The sequence below is a fragment of the Bradyrhizobium sp. 35 genome (assembly GCF_023073215.1).
Taxonomy (GTDB): Bacteria; Pseudomonadota; Alphaproteobacteria; order Rhizobiales; family Xanthobacteraceae; genus Bradyrhizobium; species Bradyrhizobium canariense_D.
This window is the reverse complement of the sequence record NZ_JADPJC010000163.1, coordinates 13,591-29,994: the sequence shown is the minus strand read 5'-3', so window position 1 is coordinate 29,994 and position 16,404 is coordinate 13,591. Positions and strand designations below refer to the sequence as shown.

The 16,404-nt window shown below is 64.0% G+C and carries 24 protein-coding genes; 18 read left to right on the top strand and 6 right to left on the bottom strand.

The annotated features are described in order from the left end of the window. Positions 1-987, top strand: coding sequence for an SH3 domain-containing protein (locus IVB36_RS38220; RefSeq protein WP_026232757.1), 987 nt, complete (start codon positions 1-3; stop codon positions 985-987). A gap of 174 nt (positions 988-1,161) precedes the next feature. Next, positions 1,162-1,440 carry a hypothetical protein gene (locus IVB36_RS38215; RefSeq protein ID WP_026232756.1) on the top strand — a complete coding sequence of 93 codons (279 nt, stop codon included), beginning with the start codon at positions 1,162-1,164 and terminating at the stop codon, positions 1,438-1,440. Between the two features lie 54 nt (positions 1,441-1,494). Here the strand turns inward: IVB36_RS38215 and IVB36_RS38210 are convergent, their stop codons facing one another. Beyond that, positions 1,495-1,737: a DUF3551 domain-containing protein gene (locus tag IVB36_RS38210; protein WP_018454534.1), complete on the bottom strand. Its 243-nt coding sequence runs from the start codon at positions 1,735-1,737 to the stop codon at positions 1,495-1,497. 139 nt (positions 1,738-1,876) lie between these two features. On the opposite strand from IVB36_RS38210, the gene IVB36_RS38205 reads away from it, so the two are divergent. Next, positions 1,877-2,056 (top strand): hypothetical protein, encoded by a 180-nt coding sequence (locus tag IVB36_RS38205; RefSeq protein ID WP_026232755.1) that lies wholly within the window; start codon positions 1,877-1,879, stop codon positions 2,054-2,056. An 83-nt stretch (positions 2,057-2,139) separates the two neighbouring features. After that, positions 2,140-2,454: a hypothetical protein gene (locus tag IVB36_RS38200; protein ID WP_085353560.1), complete on the top strand. Its 315-nt coding sequence runs from the start codon at positions 2,140-2,142 to the stop codon at positions 2,452-2,454. A 254-nt stretch (positions 2,455-2,708) separates the two neighbouring features. Here IVB36_RS38200 and IVB36_RS38195 read toward each other — a convergent pair whose 3' ends face one another. Continuing rightward, positions 2,709-3,374 carry a class I SAM-dependent methyltransferase gene (locus tag IVB36_RS38195; RefSeq protein WP_247394906.1) on the bottom strand — a complete coding sequence of 222 codons (666 nt, stop codon included), beginning with the start codon at positions 3,372-3,374 and terminating at the stop codon, positions 2,709-2,711. A gap of 97 nt (positions 3,375-3,471) precedes the next feature. On the opposite strand from IVB36_RS38195, the gene IVB36_RS38190 reads away from it, so the two are divergent. From IVB36_RS38190 to pdxY, 3 genes are all read left to right on the top strand, one after another. Beyond that, positions 3,472-4,116, top strand: a complete 645-nt coding sequence (locus IVB36_RS38190; RefSeq protein WP_026232754.1) for a TetR family transcriptional regulator — start codon at positions 3,472-3,474, stop codon at positions 4,114-4,116. Positions 4,117-4,208: 92 nt separating this feature from the next. Further along, positions 4,209-4,850: an FMN-binding negative transcriptional regulator gene (locus IVB36_RS38185; RefSeq protein WP_085353559.1), complete on the top strand. Its 642-nt coding sequence runs from the start codon at positions 4,209-4,211 to the stop codon at positions 4,848-4,850. Between the two features lie 49 nt (positions 4,851-4,899). Beyond that, a complete protein-coding gene (pdxY, locus tag IVB36_RS38180; RefSeq protein ID WP_018454527.1) occupies positions 4,900-5,712 on the top strand; it encodes a pyridoxal kinase in 813 nt (270 codons plus the stop codon). A gap of 10 nt (positions 5,713-5,722) precedes the next feature. Here pdxY and IVB36_RS38175 read toward each other — a convergent pair whose 3' ends face one another. After that, a complete protein-coding gene (locus IVB36_RS38175; protein WP_247394904.1) occupies positions 5,723-7,033 on the bottom strand; it encodes a hypothetical protein in 1,311 nt (436 codons plus the stop codon). Positions 7,034-7,361: 328 nt separating this feature from the next. Between IVB36_RS38175 and IVB36_RS38170 the strand changes: the two genes are divergently transcribed. From IVB36_RS38170 to IVB36_RS38155, 4 genes are all read left to right on the top strand, one after another. Next, positions 7,362-7,565, top strand: a complete 204-nt coding sequence (locus IVB36_RS38170; RefSeq protein WP_247297420.1) for a hypothetical protein — start codon at positions 7,362-7,364, stop codon at positions 7,563-7,565. Between the two features lie 174 nt (positions 7,566-7,739). Then, positions 7,740-7,994 (top strand): hypothetical protein, encoded by a 255-nt coding sequence (locus tag IVB36_RS38165; RefSeq protein WP_018454524.1) that lies wholly within the window; start codon positions 7,740-7,742, stop codon positions 7,992-7,994. A gap of 247 nt (positions 7,995-8,241) precedes the next feature. Then, complete coding sequence (locus tag IVB36_RS38160) at positions 8,242-8,388, top strand: hypothetical protein (RefSeq protein WP_247394903.1); 147 nt, start codon at positions 8,242-8,244, stop codon at positions 8,386-8,388. A 90-nt stretch (positions 8,389-8,478) separates the two neighbouring features. Further along, positions 8,479-9,399, top strand: coding sequence for a DMT family transporter (locus IVB36_RS38155; protein WP_249803344.1), 921 nt, complete (start codon positions 8,479-8,481; stop codon positions 9,397-9,399). Positions 9,400-9,525: 126 nt separating this feature from the next. On the opposite strand, the gene IVB36_RS38150 is transcribed toward IVB36_RS38155, so the two are convergent. Continuing rightward, positions 9,526-9,876, bottom strand: a complete 351-nt coding sequence (locus IVB36_RS38150; RefSeq protein WP_018454521.1) for a zinc ribbon domain-containing protein YjdM — start codon at positions 9,874-9,876, stop codon at positions 9,526-9,528. Between the two features lie 191 nt (positions 9,877-10,067). On the opposite strand from IVB36_RS38150, the gene IVB36_RS38145 reads away from it, so the two are divergent. From IVB36_RS38145 to IVB36_RS38135, 3 genes are all read left to right on the top strand, one after another. Next, entirely contained in the window at positions 10,068-10,604 is a 537-nt protein-coding gene (locus IVB36_RS38145; protein WP_085353553.1) for a helix-turn-helix domain-containing protein, read from the top strand. A 219-nt stretch (positions 10,605-10,823) separates the two neighbouring features. After that, a complete protein-coding gene (locus IVB36_RS38140; protein WP_247394899.1) occupies positions 10,824-11,474 on the top strand; it encodes a cell envelope biogenesis protein TolA in 651 nt (216 codons plus the stop codon). 146 nt (positions 11,475-11,620) lie between these two features. After that, positions 11,621-11,896, top strand: a complete 276-nt coding sequence (locus tag IVB36_RS38135) for a hypothetical protein (protein ID WP_027517656.1) — start codon at positions 11,621-11,623, stop codon at positions 11,894-11,896. Between the two features lie 119 nt (positions 11,897-12,015). On the opposite strand, the gene IVB36_RS38130 is transcribed toward IVB36_RS38135, so the two are convergent. Further along, positions 12,016-12,813: a transglycosylase SLT domain-containing protein gene (locus tag IVB36_RS38130; RefSeq protein ID WP_247394896.1), complete on the bottom strand. Its 798-nt coding sequence runs from the start codon at positions 12,811-12,813 to the stop codon at positions 12,016-12,018. A gap of 205 nt (positions 12,814-13,018) precedes the next feature. Here IVB36_RS38130 and IVB36_RS38125 point away from each other — a divergent pair, with 205 nt between their 5' ends. Next, positions 13,019-14,026, top strand: coding sequence for an acyl-CoA desaturase (locus IVB36_RS38125; protein ID WP_247394894.1), 1,008 nt, complete (start codon positions 13,019-13,021; stop codon positions 14,024-14,026). Between the two features lie 123 nt (positions 14,027-14,149). Further along, the gene (locus tag IVB36_RS38120) at positions 14,150-14,620 is read left to right on the top strand and encodes an SMI1/KNR4 family protein (protein WP_018454516.1); all 471 of its coding nucleotides are present in this window, start codon (positions 14,150-14,152) and stop codon (positions 14,618-14,620) included. Positions 14,621-14,745: 125 nt separating this feature from the next. On the opposite strand, the gene IVB36_RS38115 is transcribed toward IVB36_RS38120, so the two are convergent. Next, complete coding sequence (locus IVB36_RS38115) at positions 14,746-15,480, bottom strand: DUF1236 domain-containing protein (RefSeq protein ID WP_247368612.1); 735 nt, start codon at positions 15,478-15,480, stop codon at positions 14,746-14,748. Positions 15,481-15,854: 374 nt separating this feature from the next. On the opposite strand from IVB36_RS38115, the gene IVB36_RS38110 reads away from it, so the two are divergent. Both IVB36_RS38110 and IVB36_RS38105 read left to right on the top strand, forming a co-directional pair. Next, positions 15,855-16,052 carry a hypothetical protein gene (locus tag IVB36_RS38110; RefSeq protein ID WP_085353549.1) on the top strand — a complete coding sequence of 66 codons (198 nt, stop codon included), beginning with the start codon at positions 15,855-15,857 and terminating at the stop codon, positions 16,050-16,052. Continuing rightward, positions 16,049-16,354 carry a GlsB/YeaQ/YmgE family stress response membrane protein gene (locus tag IVB36_RS38105; RefSeq protein ID WP_085353548.1) on the top strand — a complete coding sequence of 102 codons (306 nt, stop codon included), beginning with the start codon at positions 16,049-16,051 and terminating at the stop codon, positions 16,352-16,354. Before IVB36_RS38110 ends, IVB36_RS38105 begins: the two co-directional genes overlap by 4 nt. Positions 16,355-16,404: the final 50 nt, after the last annotated feature.

Below are 16,404 nucleotides of genomic sequence, written 5' to 3'. Positions count from 1 at the left end.
ATGAAATTCCGAAGCGTGTTGTTAGCCGCATTGCTGCTCGCCCCGACGGCCGCGCTGGCCGCACCGGGCATGGTCACCGTCTCGACCGGCCTGCGCGCCGGGCCGGGTTCGGGCTTTCCCCTGGTCGATCGCATCCCCGAGGGCGCCCGCGTCGACATCCATGGTTGCCTGCGCGGCAACGCCTGGTGCGACGTGAGCTTCTCGGATGACCGTGGCTGGGTGTCGTCGCAATATCTCGAATATCTCTATCGCAATCACTACGTCTATCTCCCTGACTATGTCGACGAGGTCGACGTGCCGATCGTCCCCTTCGTGCTGACCTCGTACTGGTCGAGCTATTATCAGGGGCGGCCCTGGTATCGGCGGCATGCTCACTGGAATAGCTACTGGACTTCGCATCAGCGCGACGCGACGCGGATGACGATCGATCCACGCGCGGCTCGCATCGGCCGCGCGGCAACGCGCGATGCGGCGGTCGCACTCGGGCGCAACGGCGCGAATGCCAAGGAAAGTGTCAAGGGCGCGGCCGCGGTCTCCGGCCGTGATGCCGCAACTTCACGGCACGACGCCGCCATCGCCAGGCACGAGACTCCGGTGACGACGGACCGGAGCCGTGCGGGACGAGCTGACCCCATCGCGCATGAGCGGACCAATCTGCAGAGCCGCAATCCGCGGGACGCTCAGGCCCGCATCATGCACGAGCAGGCCGCACACCGCGCGGCTCTGCGTGCGCAGCCGATGGCGCGCCCACATGAGGCGCCGCGCGTATCAGCCGCTCCCGCAAGCCGGCCCGCGATGCCGCATGTGGCTCAGCCGAACGTCGGCCACGGTTCGCCGATGAACGCTCATGCCCAAATGCCTGCGCCGCGCGCGGCTGCGCCTGCGATGCCTCACGGCGGTGGCGGCGGCGCACCTCACATCAACGCCGCGCCGCACGGCGGCGGTGCCCCGGCCGGCGGTCCCGGTGGCGGGCACCAAAAGCACTAAAGTTGCCAACGAAAGCCCGGCCCTCGCGCCGGGCTTTCTGTTTGGGCCGGAACGGGTTCCCTGCCCATACAATTTAAGAAGCTTCTTCGCGGGCAGATTTCATCGATCGTAATATGTCTACTCAAAGCTGTAAGCATTCCACTCGGGGCAGCGGGGCACGGGAGGATGACGACGATGAGACAGAACCAGGCGGAGACGCGCCGCCACAATGTCGCCAAGCGGTCGATGACCAAGGAAGCCAAGCAGCTGTCCGGCCTGATTGCCGGATTGCGCCAATCTCTCGAGGTGATTCAAAAGGAGCGATCGAGCACCAAACTCTCCGGCGCCGAGATGGGCCTTCTCGACGAACGCCGCAACAATTTGTTGCTGACCATCGCAGCTCTCGACGACCGCCTCTCGGCGGTGCAGGGGCTGATCGATCTTGGCCGTCCCCATATCATTCGCGTCCACTGATCGGAGCGCTGACCTGATGCTATCGGCTTCGTCGCGGCGGCGACGGAACCGGGCTCAGCTGTCTGCTCCGCGTGGCATAGGATTGGCGTAGCACTGGGCGGACTGCCCGGAGGCGGTCGCGGCGCACTGCGCGATCGTCGCAAAACTGCAATCGATGCTGCGGCCGTCGATCGTGTAGATCTCGATGCAGACGGGATGGCGCGGATCGTAGGTCTGGGCGGCTGTCGGCGGCACGCCGAGCAGGCCCGCACCAAACAAGCCCGCGACAAGCAGAATCGCATTGATGAAGCGGCGCACGATCGATCTCCTTCGCTCAGCCGGAACAAAGCACAATGCTGCCGCGGATGGCACCAAATTGCCACGCTCCCGGCGAATTGCCGCCAAAGCCCGCTGCCACGACGAGAGCAGGTGCAGGGGCAACGCAAGGGGATGCGCATTGGCCTACAAGATGGTCGCAGAACGCGACAACGAGAAGTGCAGTTTTGCCCGCGAGAGCCGTTTGCTCATCGTGGCGAAGGCGAAGGTTTGGGCGAGCGAGGGGTGGAAGGTCGTCATCACCGACCAGGACGGCAAGGCCTACGCGCCGCCCGACTTCGATCAGCTATTGGCGGCCTGACCGCAAGACCGGGCAGGACGACATTGATCTCGTACTTTCGACCGGGGCGCGATCTGATCGCGCCCCTGATGACTCTTCCAACGATGACTCTTGCAGCCGCGGCCGTTCTGACGGCGACATTTGCCGCCGCGCAAAATCTCGATGCCGGCAAGTCGCCGCAAAAGCTCTTCGCCGATGGTTGCACGACGTGCCATCGCAGCCCCCGCGGCCTTGCCAAAGGGCGCTTCAATCTGACGCTGTCCTGGTTCCTGAAGGACCATTACGCAACCAGTTCGGATACAGCCAAGGCACTTGCCGCCTATCTGGAATCGGTCGATGCGGCGCCGCCGCGAGTTGCGGCCAAGCCTGGCGCGAAGCGATCCAGGCCGCATCCTCCCAAGCCGTCGCAAAGCCAATAGCGTGAGCCGGCTGCGAGACGGCGTCGCGAAGCTGAAGGCCTTGCCGGCATCAATGCACCGTGGCCGCCGAGAACAGGTTGATGACCACCACTCCGGACACGATCAGCGCGATGCCGACGAAGGCGGCAGCGACATTGCCGGGTCCAACTATCACGCGTCAGTGACGAACCTGCGACACGGCGGAGCGCAGCACGAAACCGCCGCGCGATGGTTCGCGCGGCGGCTCATTGGTGTCGCGCCGATTCGACGTGGCGTTAGTTGATCCGCACGGAGAGTTCGACGTCCTCGGCAAAGGCCGTGGACATGTAGCCGCTTCCGGGGCTGCGCATGCGCGCCAGATAGTCGGGGCTGTCGTCGGCGTTGTCGGCGACGATGATCGCGCCCGGCCGGAGATGGCCTTCGACCAGATCCAGGATATCGGGGTAGAGCGCCTTGGCGCCGTCGAGCAGCACGAGATCGATCGTGTCGGGCAGGTCGACTTGAAGCATCTTCAGCGCGTCGCCTTCGCGGATTTCGACGAGGTCCAGCAGCCCGCCGGCCGCGAGGTTCTCGCGCGCCCGGGCCACCTTGGACGGTTCGAATTCGCTGGTGATGAGGCGGCCGCCGCCATTGTCGCGTAAGCCCGCGGCAAGGTGCAGGGTCGAGATGCCGAACGAGGTGCCGAACTCGACGATCGCTTTGGCGCGGGAGCTGCGTGCGAGCATGTAAAGCAGTTGACCGGTCTCGCGGGAGACCGCGAGCGGTGCGTCCTTCAGCCGCCCGTAGAGGTCGCGGTAAGCGGTCTTGCTCCGCATCATCCGTGCGCGGTCGGCGTCGGTCACATCGGCGAAGGCGGCTCGCATCGCGCCGCGCGCCGCTTCGTCCTGGTCGAACAGACGATCGAGCAGTGGCGCAAGTGATGTGATGGTCGGGGTGGTCATGTGTAGTCTCCAGATGTCGCCGTGCTGCGAGTGCTTGCGTGAGAATTGAAATACGACTAATTCGTCGCATTCGCTATTCGCGTTGCCCGAGGGTGCCATGGCAGATCGCCGAAGCCATTCAGTTTCCTCACGAAAACAGCCACAGCAGGCCCGCTCGAACGAGCTGGTGGCGGCCATTCTGGACGCGGCTGTTCAGGTCTTGGCCAAGGAGGGGGCGCAGCGTTTCACGACGGCGCGAGTGGCCGAGCGGGCCGGGGTGAGCGTCGGGTCGCTCTATCAATATTTTCCGAACAAGGCGTCGATCCTGTTCCGCCTCCAGAGCGACGAGTGGCGGCGCACGAGCGAGCTCCTGCGCGGCATCCTGGCGGACCGGGCGAAACCGCCACTGGTACGGCTGCGCGCGCTCGTCCACGCCTTCATTCGTTCCGAGTGCGAGGAGGCTGCGATCCGCACGGCGCTCAGCGACGCCGCGCCGCTCTATCGCGATGCGCCCGAAGCACACGACGCGCGGGCCGCCGGTAAGGGCATCGTCGCGGCCTTCATGCGGGAGGCCCTGCCCAGGGCGCCGGATGCGACGCGGGCGCTTGCCGGCGAGTTGATCAAGACGACGCTGAGCGAGGTTGGCAAGCAGTTCTCGGAGACACCGCGCAACGAGGCGGAGATCGCGCGTCACGCCGACGCAATGGCCGACATGTTCTGCGCCTATATCGATGAGCTGGCACGACTCCGGGATCATTCCTGACATCCGCGTTTGCGGGCCAATACCCCTTCTGACTTGACTGGATCATGAGTTAGCCTCGGTTTGTCCTTCAGCCAGTCAACGAGCGCCTCGCCATGCATGTCCTCCGCCCCCAATTCCGCATCGAGGAGCAGCAAGCGCTGGAATTCGCAAGCCAGCGCGGCTTCGGCACGATCGTCGCGGCGGATGAGCGCGGTCCACGCGCCTCGCATGTGCCCTTCGTGCTGGAGCAGCGCGACGGGCACACGATCGTGCAAATCCATTTCACCGCCAGGAATCCGCTCGTCCCGCTCGCGGATGGTGCGGGGCGCTTTCTGCTGATCGTTGCCGGCGACGACGCCTACATCTCCAATGACTGGTATTCTTCGCGCGACAACGTCTCGACCTGGCTTTACGAGGCCGTGCACCTGTCCGGCGTAGCGCATCTGCGCGGGCTTGACGAGAACCGCAGGCACGGCGATGCACTACTCGCGGTCTCGGAAGCGCGCTTGCCAAAAAAACCTTGGGACCTCGCACAGATGGAGCCCGGCAAGCGCGAGAGCATGCTGGCTGCGATCCGCGTCGTCGATCTCGTGGTGGATACCGTCGAGGGGCAGGCCAAGCTCAATCAGCACAAGAGCGATGTGGACCACGTCGCGGTCGCCGGCCGGCTTGCGCGGTCGGAGGAGAGCGGGCATCGGCGGCTGGCGCGGAAGATGCAAGCGCTGCGGCCGGGACTTGGATATGAGTTTTCGTGATCCGGGCGACCCTTCTCTCGCTAGACAATTACTCCTACGGACCTCCCTCATGCTCGTCATCTCCATTCAAAGCCAGGTGGTCCACGGCCATGTCGGCAACAGCGCCGCCGCCTATGCGATGCAGGCGGAAGGGGTGAATGTCGCGGCCGTGCCGACAACGCTGCTGTCGAACCATCCGCGCTATCCGACCTTGCGCGGGCGGGTGCTGGAGACAGAGCTCGTTTCAGATCTGCTGAGAGGCGTCGAAGAGCGCGATCTCGTCGACGAGGCTGCGGTCCTCGTTACCGGCTATCTCGGTTCGCCCAGCAATGCCGCTGTCATTGCCGATTTCGTCGAGCGGGCGCTGACCCGCAATTCGAAGCTGGTCTATCTCTGCGACCCCGTGATCGGCGATGACGGCCGGGTTTATGTCGCCGACGGCATCCTGGACGTGGTCCGGCACCGGCTGCTGCCCGCCGCCAATCTGACCACGCCGAACCAGTTCGAGCTCGGGCTGCTCGCAGGCCTCGACATCGCGGATGCGCAGGGCCTGCGCGCGGCGTGCGCGGCGCTGGCCGGGACTGGGCGCATCGACGTGGTCGCCACCGGTTGCACGCTCACTGATACGGCGGAAGGGCAGGTGGAAACGATTCTGTGCGCCGGCGGTCAGTTGTCGCGCTTTGCGACGCCGCGCCTTCCGATCCGCCCCTCAGGCACCGGCGATCTTCTCACCGGCCTGATCGCGGCGCATCTGGCTAAGGGCACAGCGACCGAGGCGGCGGTGCGGCTCGCAGTCGAAACCATCTATGCGGTGCTGGTGCGCACGCAGGAAGCAGGCACCGCGGAGATGCGGCTTGTGCCGTTGCCGACGCCGCGACGATAAGCCGTCAAACTCAGGTCGCGCGCTTCGTGGCTGATTGCGCTGATTTCTGCGGCTTCGCGGGGACCTTCTGCTCGCGCGTCGCCTGTGCCTTCGCCTTCGGCGGCTTTGCGCTTGCCACGGCCCGCGCTTTTCTCGGCTTGACGTTGGCTTCCTTGCGGTCCGACGTGCCTCGGCGCGAGACGTATTCCGTACCATCGACCGGGCCGACATGCGGGGGATCGCGGCCGAGATAGGGGCGGCCGATGCCGAGCGCCTTGCCATTGGCGTCGACCCACTTCCACAGCACCTCGGTCGAGACCCAGCGCTGCGCGCGGTTGTCGCCCTTGGTGCTGACGATGTCGGCCGCCATGCCGTGCCCGTAGCCGCCGCGCGTGCTGCCGCCGTGATAGGAACGGTCGGAGGCGGCCTTCAGGCCACTCGCGATCGACTGGCGATAGTCGTCGCGGAACGCGCTGGTGATGCCCGGCGAAAGCCCGGCAGCCTCAGCCGCGAGCAGTGTGCGAAACAGCTTTTTCTTGAAACTCTTGTCCATGCCGCCGATGACGTAGTCCATCATCGACATGCCGGCGCGGTCGGCCGCCTTCGGATCCTTCCAGCCAAAGTCCTCGTCAACCAGCTTCGTGAAGCTGCGCATCACTGTGACCATCTTGCCCTTGCGCTTGACGGTGACGGCCCGGCGATCTGTGACCTTGATCGAGTCTTCCTTGGCCGTGCGCTGGTAGAGCGCCCAGAGATAGCGGTCGATGCAGGCTTCCATCACGTAGCATTCGTCGAGGACCGCGGTCGTGTCCGCAGACGGCGAGGCCTTGCTCGCCACGGGCGCGGGGCCGGTCGCGATTGTCGCGGGCGACAGCGCCTCCGTCGTCACGATCTCAGTGGGATCGGCGGATGCGAGCTTTACCAAGGGCTCCGGCGCCGGAGCCGGAGCAACCTCGCTGGCGACTGGTGTCGGGTCAGGCGACATCTGCGGCGCGAGCGGCGCTTCGGTCGGCAAGATCAGCACTGGGTCGGCCGAGGCGAGCTTGATGGCCGGAGCTGGCGCCTCGGGCGCTGCCGCTTCAGCATTGACCAATTCTGGTGTCGCAGCGATAGCGGCCGCGATATCGGAGGTCAGGGCAACGCCGTCCTCGATGGCCGCAGCGTGCGGGATGTCGGCGAGGTCAAGTCGGCTGAGATCCTTCGCGCGCGAGACGGCGGAAGCATTGGCGCCGCTGTTCTCGATGAGGGCCGGGGCATAGGCGGACAGAGAGAGCGCCAGCCAGCCGGCGAGAACCGCCGAGGGGCAGGAGACCGCCACCAGAAGAGACCGCCGATCATTCATGATCCCTGCCTCCAAACGGTTCTGTTGAACCTCGTCTTCTCCGAATAGTCTGACCAGACAGTCTTGGCCAAACAGTCTTGCACGAAAAGGCACGCCGCGCGTCGATTGTTCTGGGGAGGGTGTGGCGGCGCAATGGCGCAATTCGGCGAAAGCGGGCTTTTCGAGCAGGTGTTGCGCGGCGGCAACGCGGTTCCATTGCGGTTCCAGGGGCGCTTGCTCGCCAGCGTTGTGCAAAAATTCGATAAGGCGAATATTTTGGCGCGGGCCGCGTGGCGGTGTTTCGCAGGCACGTTGGGCAACCTTGTAACGGCTAGCGCGTTAGGCGCGCATGACGCATTCCTCGCTTCGTCCGATGGACGCCTTCGATCCCACCGAGCCCGCCATCCTGCACGACCAACTCTCCGATACGATCATCACCTGGACTGCTGAGCAGGCCGACGATTTCAGGCGTGCCAGCCGGCCGGGCCAAGACGGAACCGTGATCTGGAAAGCCTACGTTTTCGACGGCTGGGGCCACGTGCTCGGCGGCTGACCGCCGCTCATTAGGGTGTCATTTCGCGCCGGGGCGGTGATTTTGCCAAGACATCGCGCGCATTAAACATATTGCCATGCACCCGGTGCGTTGTTGCATTGCAACAGCACATGTCGCAATGCAGCAAAATGCGCTTAAATGTGCTCCGAATCTTCCACTGAAGGAGCATCACCCATGAACAAGAAGACTCTGTCAATCGCCGCCGCCATCCTGACGATCGCGGGCAGCACCGCGGCTTTCGCCGCCGAACTGCCGACTTATGAGGCCAACGGCTTTCCGGTTTCCCCGATGCAGGTGCGCGTGCTCGGTGCCGCGCATGTCGAGCAGCAGGCCTCGGCGCCCACCAACGTTGCTTCGGTCCACCAGGCCCGCGTTCTGTCGCCGCGCAAGGTGAAGACCGCTGATGTCACGACGGGTAGCGCCCGCTGATCTGGGGGCGCCACAAGCCAACGTCAAGCCAATGTGATGCAGGCTCGCTTTCTCCGAGTCTGCCCGGACCGCGTTCCCTTTCGGGAGCGCGGTCTTTTTTTGGCGCAGCGAGTCATGATCACGTGCCGGTTGTGTACGGCCGTTCAAAGCGAGTGTGATCTCTTTAATAGTTGCTTTCTGGATCGCGGCGCTTGATGCGGGCGCCGCATATTGAGCAGCCAAGAATCATTTTCATAATGGAGTAGTCATGCCCGTTGCACAGAAAGCCGCTGTTGCAAGCGTCTCGCCCCGCGCGTTCATTCTCAAGCATCTCGCGTTGTTCGCAGCCGCCGCGCTGTTCGTGTTCGTGCTCAGCCTGACGTATGGGCTCGATCTCAGCACGGGATTTTTCTGAGCGAAGGCGCGCTGGCGTCTCTCGCTTGCGTGCCAGCCTTGCAGGCACATGGGTTGAGCGACGGCCTCTGTCGGCGTACCGCTTTGTCCCATGGATCAGCGGACGAGCGGCGCTGACGCTCGCATTCGGAAGAACGATCAAGTGCCGGCGCTTGTCGGCGTGCTCTGCGGCCTCGCCGCGGCGCTGTTCTGGGCACTCGGCTTTGCCGGCACGCGGCATGGCCTCAAGCTCGGCTTCACGCCGGTCGATCTGCTCGTGCATCGCTATGTCTGGTCCGGCATCGCGTTCCTGCCGCTGGTGATACGCGGCGGAATCTCCGATCTCTGCGGCATCGGCTGGGGCAGGGGCCTTGCGCTGATGGTGCTCGGCGGCCCGGTGATGTCGCTGATCTCCTACACTGGATTCCTGTTCGTGCCGCTCGGCCATGGCAGCGTGATCCAGCCGTCCTGCGCGACGCTCGGCGGCCTGCTGCTAGCGGCCCTGTTCCTGAAGGAACATGTCTCCGCGTCGCGCATCGCCGGCGCCTTTGTCATCGTCGGCGGACTTGGCGTAATCGGCGCGGAATCGATCGGCCATATCGGGGCCGACGGCGTGCTGGGCGATCTGACCTTCGTGCTGACCGGATTGATGTTCGCAGGTTTCGGCGCGCTGGTGCGCTACTGGCGTGTCTCCGCCGTGTCGGCTGCGCTCGTCATCAATGTGCTGTCACTGTTGCTGCTGCCGATCTACCTCATGACCGGCGGACTCGCGCGGATCGCGGCGATCGGGTTCAGTGAGAACGCTATCCAGGCGCTGGCACAGGGCGTGCTCGCCGGCCCGGCTGCGCTTTATCTGTTCGCCGTCTCGGTCCAACGCCTCGGCGTCGCCCGCGCCGCCGTTGTGCCCGCCTGCGTGCCCGCGCTGACGGTGCTCACCGGCTGGCTCCTGCTCGGCGAGCCGCCGACACTATTGCAGACGGCGGGATTGGTGACGGTGCTGTGCGGATTCTATCTGGCGCAGAGACAGCGATAGATCGCAGCCTCCAGACGGCGCTTACCACTCGATGGTGGTAAACTTGACGCCGCGGCAGGTCAGCTCCCGCCCCAGCCGTTCGGCGCGCTCGCTGGCGGATTTGCCCTGGCGAGTCCGGGGCCTCGGCTACGCCTTCCTCACGAACTCCGATTTCAGGTTCATCGCGCCGATGCCGTCGATCTTGCAGGCGATGTTGTGGCCGTCGGTGGCGTCCTGCAGGCGGATGTTGCGGACCTTGGTGCCACCCTTGACCACGGAGGAGGAGCCCTTGACCTTGAGATCCTTCATCACGATGACGCTGTCGCCGTCGGCGAGCGCATTGCCGTTGGCATCGCGCACGCCGGCCTCTTGCGCGGCGTCCGCGACGGCCTCTGCCGTGCCGCTCCATTCATGGCCGCATTCCGGGCAGACCCAGAGGCCGCGATCCTGATAGGCGTGCTCGGAGTTGCAGGTCGGGCATTTCATCGCGTCGGTCATTATTCGCCTCGTCGCCCGTCACGGGCGCGCCGCACGCTGTCCGTCGGATAAAGATGGATTGGGAGCAAATCCTTTACCATGGCTTTCAGTCCTGGTCGAACCCTTGGAAATTTAGGAGTTCAGGAAAAACTCTGCGGTATCGAGGTCCGGAAGTTGCGGCTGCGACGTCGCCGCGCAAGGAGCGTCCCGTCATGAGCGAGCACCGCGCCGCCGTCAGACATCACATTTTGCGGACCGGCATTGTCGAGTTCGACAACGGCACCGGCAAGGTCATCAGCGCGCCCTGCACGATCCGCGATGTCTCCGGCACCGGCGCGCGCCTCGGCCTCAACGCCTCGCTCTGGGTCGCCGAGCAGTTCACGCTGGTCTTCAGCAGCGGACTGCGCAAGGACTGCCGGGTCGCCTGGCGCAAGGGGAGGCTGATCGGCAGCGCGTTCGCGGACGGCTATGCCAGCGCGGACGAGCAGGCCGTGATGATGACCGCGGACGAGCAGTCCCGGCACCGGCTCGGGATCGGTGCGCGCGTGAGAAGCGCGCGCGAGAGGCGCGGCTACACGCAAACGCAGCTCGCAGAGCTGATCGGCGCCACGCCGGTCTTCGTGTCGCTGGCCGAGCAGGGTGAGGCGGACATTCCGCTCTACCAGCTCATGCACATCGCCGATCTCCTGATGGTCGGCCTCGACGGGCTCGTCGCGGGGGCGGCGCCTGAGGATGTCGACGCAGCGTAGGTGGCGAGCCGTCAAAACAAAACCTCGAAAACAACCCCATGCACAGTAGAAATCTCAAGGGATTTCAGCGTGTTGGAAATCCGAAAACGTTGGTATTGGGCCTCCGCGCCCGTATCGACTTCGGCGATACCGAATCGAATTTGACTCGTCGGGCAAAACAGGGGCAGTATGGCATGATGGCGCCGCTGGAAGCTGGTGGCTTGCCAGCTGCGGAGCGACATGCCGAAAAAAGAAAAACCAAAAAGAAAACTCAAGACCTACCAGACCTCGCTCGGTTTCTACGACCAGGCGATCGCCGCGCCCTCGATGAAGGCAGCACTGGACGCCTGGGGCGCCAGGTCCAATCTGTTCCATCAGGGCGCCGCGAAGGAGACCGACGACCCCGACATCGTCGCGGCAACGATGGAGAAGCCGGGCGTGGTGCTCCGGCGTCCGGTCGGCTCGGACGGCCCGTTCACCGAGCATTCCGAGTTGCCGACCGATCTCGCTGACGACGAGGCCAAGCCAAAAAAGCCCAAAGCGAAGTCCAAGCCGAGAAAGCTTCCGGCGAAGGCTGCAAAGCAACCATCCCGCAAGGTCGACGATCAACAGGCGCGCAAGGCCGCCGCGGCGTTCGAGAAGGAAGAGCGGCGGCGGGAAGCCGAGCGCCGCAAGGAGGAGGCCGCTCGCGCCAAGGAGCGCGCGCGCCGCGACAAGGCAGTCGCGAACGCGCAGGCGGCGCTGGACGACGCGAGGCGGCAGCACGAATCGCGGGCGGAGGCGATCGAAGCTGAGCGCGCGGCGCTCGAGGAGCGTGCCGAGACGGAGCAGAGCCGGTGGGACAAGCAGAGGATGAAGCTGACGGAGGCGGTGCGGCGCGCGCGGGAGTAGGGGCCGCGGTCGACAGTCTGGATTGCTCCGCTCCGCTCGCAATGACGGCGGGGCGGCCGGCATCGGTCATTCCGGCAAAGCTTGATCGCAAATTCGCTTGCCTTGCTTGACGTCCTTTTGCACTCTTGGGGGAAGGAGACCAACGCATGAAGATCATGACTGTCGCGTGTGCGCTCGGAACCGCCCTGGTGTTGTGCAATCTCGGGATATCGGATGCCGAAGCCCGGGCGCGGAAGGCGCGAGTGGTGGATGAACAACGGCTGAGGGTGGATGTCCCCGTGCTCCGGCCGACGCCGTGGGATTACAATATCGTTCCACGCTATCGTTATCGCCCGGAAGACGACCGGGTCGATCCCTACGGCCCGCCCTTGGTATCGTCATATGTCCGCTACGAGGGATGGCGCTGGCCGTACTGGTGGTGAAGGCCACCGACGGACGCGGAATTGATTGGCTCCTGTAGCCCGGATGAGCGAAGCGATATCCGGGACGTTGCCGCAGCATTCCCGGATGTCGCTTCGCTCATCCGGGCTACGCTCCTTTGCTAGTCGCCGTCCTCCGCGGCGAGCCGCACAAACTGCCGCTTCATCGCGTTGACCCTGGCGACATAGCTCGCGACGAGGTGATCGCCGCAGCGTTCGTCGGCGGCCATTTGAAACTTGCGGCGTGCGAAGGCCGTTGCGGGGCCTGCGCCGCAGAGATGGATGAAGGCGGCGAGATCCTGCCTCTCGCGTGCACTCGCCTTCACATCGCCCGCGCGGGCGAGAACATCGGCGAGATTGCGGTCGAGATACACCGATGCCAGCTCGATGGCGCGGCTCGGAATCGCGCGGCTATAGAGGAAGGTCGAGCCGCAGCCGGCCTCCGTGACCGCGTTGCCACGAACGCAGAACCGCGCGGCGTCAGCAAAGGCTGCGTCCAGCATCTGGAAGAGGCCGACGGCGCTCGATGCGGGCCGATAGATCGCGAGCGGATTGAAGCTCCATCGCCAGCGCCAGTAGGTGCGCGCGAGCGGATTGCCCGATGTCTCGACCTGCGCCAGCGCGGCCAGCAATTCCGGCGTGATCGTCGCGGTGGAATGCTTGCGGAACAGCGGCCCGTATTGCCGCCACGTGTCCGATGGCTCCTTGTCGAGCGCATGGCCGACTAGGACGAACAGCTCGGTCGGCTTGCGCACCGTTTGATAGGCGATGTTCACGAGGACGAGGACCGCAAGCAGCATCGCCGCGCCGCCCGCGATCCGAACCATCCGCGGTGCGCGGGCGAAGGTCTTTCGCATCGATCGCGCGCTACGCCGGAGCTTGCGAAGGCGAGGGAGGGGGCGCTTGCTTTGTCCTGGCATCGGTCTACTGGGAGTGCATTGCGGAGGCTTTGTACCTGGTTAACGCTGTCACCAGGCCTTGAAATCCGGTTTCTTTTTCCTCTGGTCGCCTGTTTTCAAGTCGCCGCTCCGTACTCCCACGGCAGCTCGAATCCTTGATGGAAATAACCCGAGGTTGTACTGTGCGCCGCAGCAGGGTTAATTTTGTGTGAATGGATCGGCTGGAATGACCGTAATCGAAAGCGTGGTGCCGGCGGAAGCTGCGGAGCGGAAAATGCCGCCGGGCGTACTGGTCGAAGGTCCCGTGGTCGACGCCAAGTTTCGCGATTCCTACATCTCCTTCGTCATCATGATCGGTGGGTCGATCGCGGCGCTGGTCTGGGCCTTCTGGCAAGGCATCGGCTGGGTGGAGGTTTCGGTCTTCGCCGGCACGTTCGCGCTTTCCACGGTCGGCATCGGCTTCATGCACCGCTACTTCGTGCACCGCAGCTTCCGCTGCGGTCCGGTGATGCGGACGCTGTTCGCGGCCATCGCCACCATGGCGGTGCAGGGCTCGATCCTGAAATGGGTGAGCAATCATCGCCGGCATCATCTTCACTCCGACAAGCCCGGCGACGTCCACAGCCCTTACTATGACTGCGACGGCAACCCCTATGTCACCTTCGCCAAGGGGATGATGCATGCGCAAGGCGGCTGGGTGTGGGACCAGGCCACCACGGATGCCGAATACTACGCCAAGGATATCCTGGCCGATCCGATCGCCATGTTCTTCACCAGGACGCGCTGGTACTGGTACGCGCTCTCGGCAGTGATTATTCCGGGCGCGATCGGCTACGCGTTTGGCGGCGTGCACACGATGACCGGCTGCATCCTGTTCTCCGGCCTGTTCCGCGGTTACCTCATGACCATGGCGACATCACTGGTCAACTCGGTCTGCCACAGCGACGGCCGCTACGGCTACCGCCGCTTCGATCTCGACGACGGCACCACCAACGAGTTCGTGACCACGATCCTCACTTTCGGTGAAGGCCTGCACAACAACCATCACCGGTTTCCGCGCGACGCCTACATTTCGCACGCCTGGTACGAGATCGACATCAACGGCCTGATCATTTTGGGACTCGGCAAGCTCGGGTTGGTGCAGGACATTTTCTCTGCCGGAAGCCGGACGCTTCGCTCGGGAGATCCGGACGGCGGAAAACGTCCAGTGGCAGATACCGAAGCGATGGTCTGAAGCATACGGGCTCGGTGTTCCACTACGCCAAGGGATTCGGCCACACCAATCTGGTTGTGTGGTGAGGCGGTTGGCTCACTGGCGCGGGCGCTTTGATGACCCACGGGGCACAAAGTTAGGCCGATGAACTATCTGGATCTCATGGACGACCGACGGCCACCGGCGCCCTCCAACGCCATCCGTGCGCTGGAGCAACACATCGGTGCGCCGTTGCCCGCGCCCTACAAGGAGCTACTGGCGCAATCGGACGGCGGCGGCTTCGACCGCTGCGGCGTCGAGCTGCCTTGGCGCAACGACCGCACCGTTTTGGACGTGCTGTTCACGACGCATCCGACCGACAGCTACGGCGTCATCGACAATTACGATGTGTATCGGGGCATGAATCGAATTCCCCGACTGAGCTGCCCCTTCGCTCCCGATCCCGGCGGCGACCTGTTCCTGCTGAGTCTGGAGGAGGACAGTTATGGCCAGGTCTTCTACTGGGATCACGAGCATGAACCGGTGGACGGTGGCGACATGTTCGCCGATTTCCCGAACACAAACGAACTCGCGCCCGATCTTGAAACCTTCATTCTCGGCTTGGGAGAGGGGTGAATGGATATGCAGCCGTTCGGGCGGATTGAGCCCTTGCGAAACCCATCATGATCGCGTGGGGCCGAACGACAAAAGGGCGGCCATAAGCCGCCCTTTCGGTTTGCGCGTCATCCGTCGGATTTCGCTTAGCCCTCGATGATATAGACGATCTCGTGGGTGTGCGGACGAAGAATGACGTACCTGCCGTGCACCAGAATGAACTCGTATCCGCGCCACTCCGGATAGATTTCGACGATGCGGCTCGGGATCGCATGATAACGAACGCCTGCCGGGACGGTGGTGCCGATCGAGATGTTGAAGTTCACGTTGGTGACTTCCTCGACCTTCTCCTGCTTGATGGCCGAAGTGATCTGGGTACGCTTTTCGGCGGGAGGCGCCGCGACCGCCGTGGTAGCGGCATTGCCGGTCGTCTTGCCCTCGGGCGCCGAAGGCTTGCTCTCGGCGGTCGGGGTCTTCACGTCCTTCGACGTGGTGGCCGAATCGGGCGCCTTGGTCATCCCATTCGCCTTCATCTCGCCGGGCGTCTTGCTGTCGGCAGTCGGCTTCGAACTGGTGGCCGGGGCCATTGTTTCCGTGGTCTTCGCCTTGCCATCGGCCTTGACGTCGCCGGAGTGCTTTGCGTCAGGCGCGCCCTGTGCGTGCTGCGGCGTTGCCGCTGCCGGCGAGCCGTGCGGTGCCGCGGTGGGGGCGTCCTTTGCTGTGGGTGCATTCATCGGTGCCGCGGTTTCGGCTTTCGGCGAAACGGCAGCGGGGGACTCCGCACCCTTGGCGCCGCCCTGATTGACGCCTTGAGCCATTGCAGTGCCGGTCGCAGCGAACAACGCCACAACGGCGACGGAAGCCAGCAAAGTATGTTTCATCTGATCTCTTTCAATTCATTTGAATATGATGCCGACGAACGTCAGCCATGGGAACGAACGGTCTCGACGGGCTGCAGTTCCGATTCTATTTCTGGTTTAAAGACGATTGATGCCTCGATATCCGAAAAAGCTGCAAAATAGATGAGTCGGCGATAACAAGAGCTTTGCATCCCGCGTTGGCTTGTACGCGACCGATGAATTTCAAACATAAGTTGTAATCGGAAGGAACTCTTGCTCGATGGGGCTGTTGTGTCAGTGATCCCCGAGCGTTGCGAGATCGAACCTCCGATCCTCGCCTGAGTTAAAGACCGCAGTCGCGTTGTGAGTGCGACTCGGCGCGAAGCGTCCTCCGTGCGTATCAACCGGAAACCTTCATGAACAACCCCCATGTTCGCAATGCCATTCAGATCGACCGCGGCTCCAGCCTGGCGATCTCTCATGAAATAGCAGACCGCCTTCGGATCAGGCTTCGGGGTGAGCACGACCCATTACCGCGACATCTGACGGCCCTGGTCGACCGGATTGCGCAGATCAGCAGCCATTTCAACCAAGTGATCGAGGTCACAAAATGAGAATGTCCGGCGAAAGCCTTTTGGTGATCTTGTTTGTCGGTCTCGTCGCCGGCTGGCTGGCGGGCCAGATCGTCCGCGGGACCGGCTTTGGGATCATCGGCGATATCATCATCGGAATCCTGGGCGCGTTTGTCGGCAGCTGGTTGTTGCCTCAGCTCGGCGTGCATCTCGGCAGCGGCATGATCAGCGCGATCGTCAACGCGACCGTAGGCGCGGTCCTGCTGCTCCTCGTCGTCCGGCTGGTGCGCGGTGGTGGTGGATGGGGAAGCAGCTGGCGCGGCAGCTGGGGCCGGCGTTGGTGACCCTTGCTCACGCAGCCGCATCAGGCGCCGGTGAGACGCCCGCGGCAAAG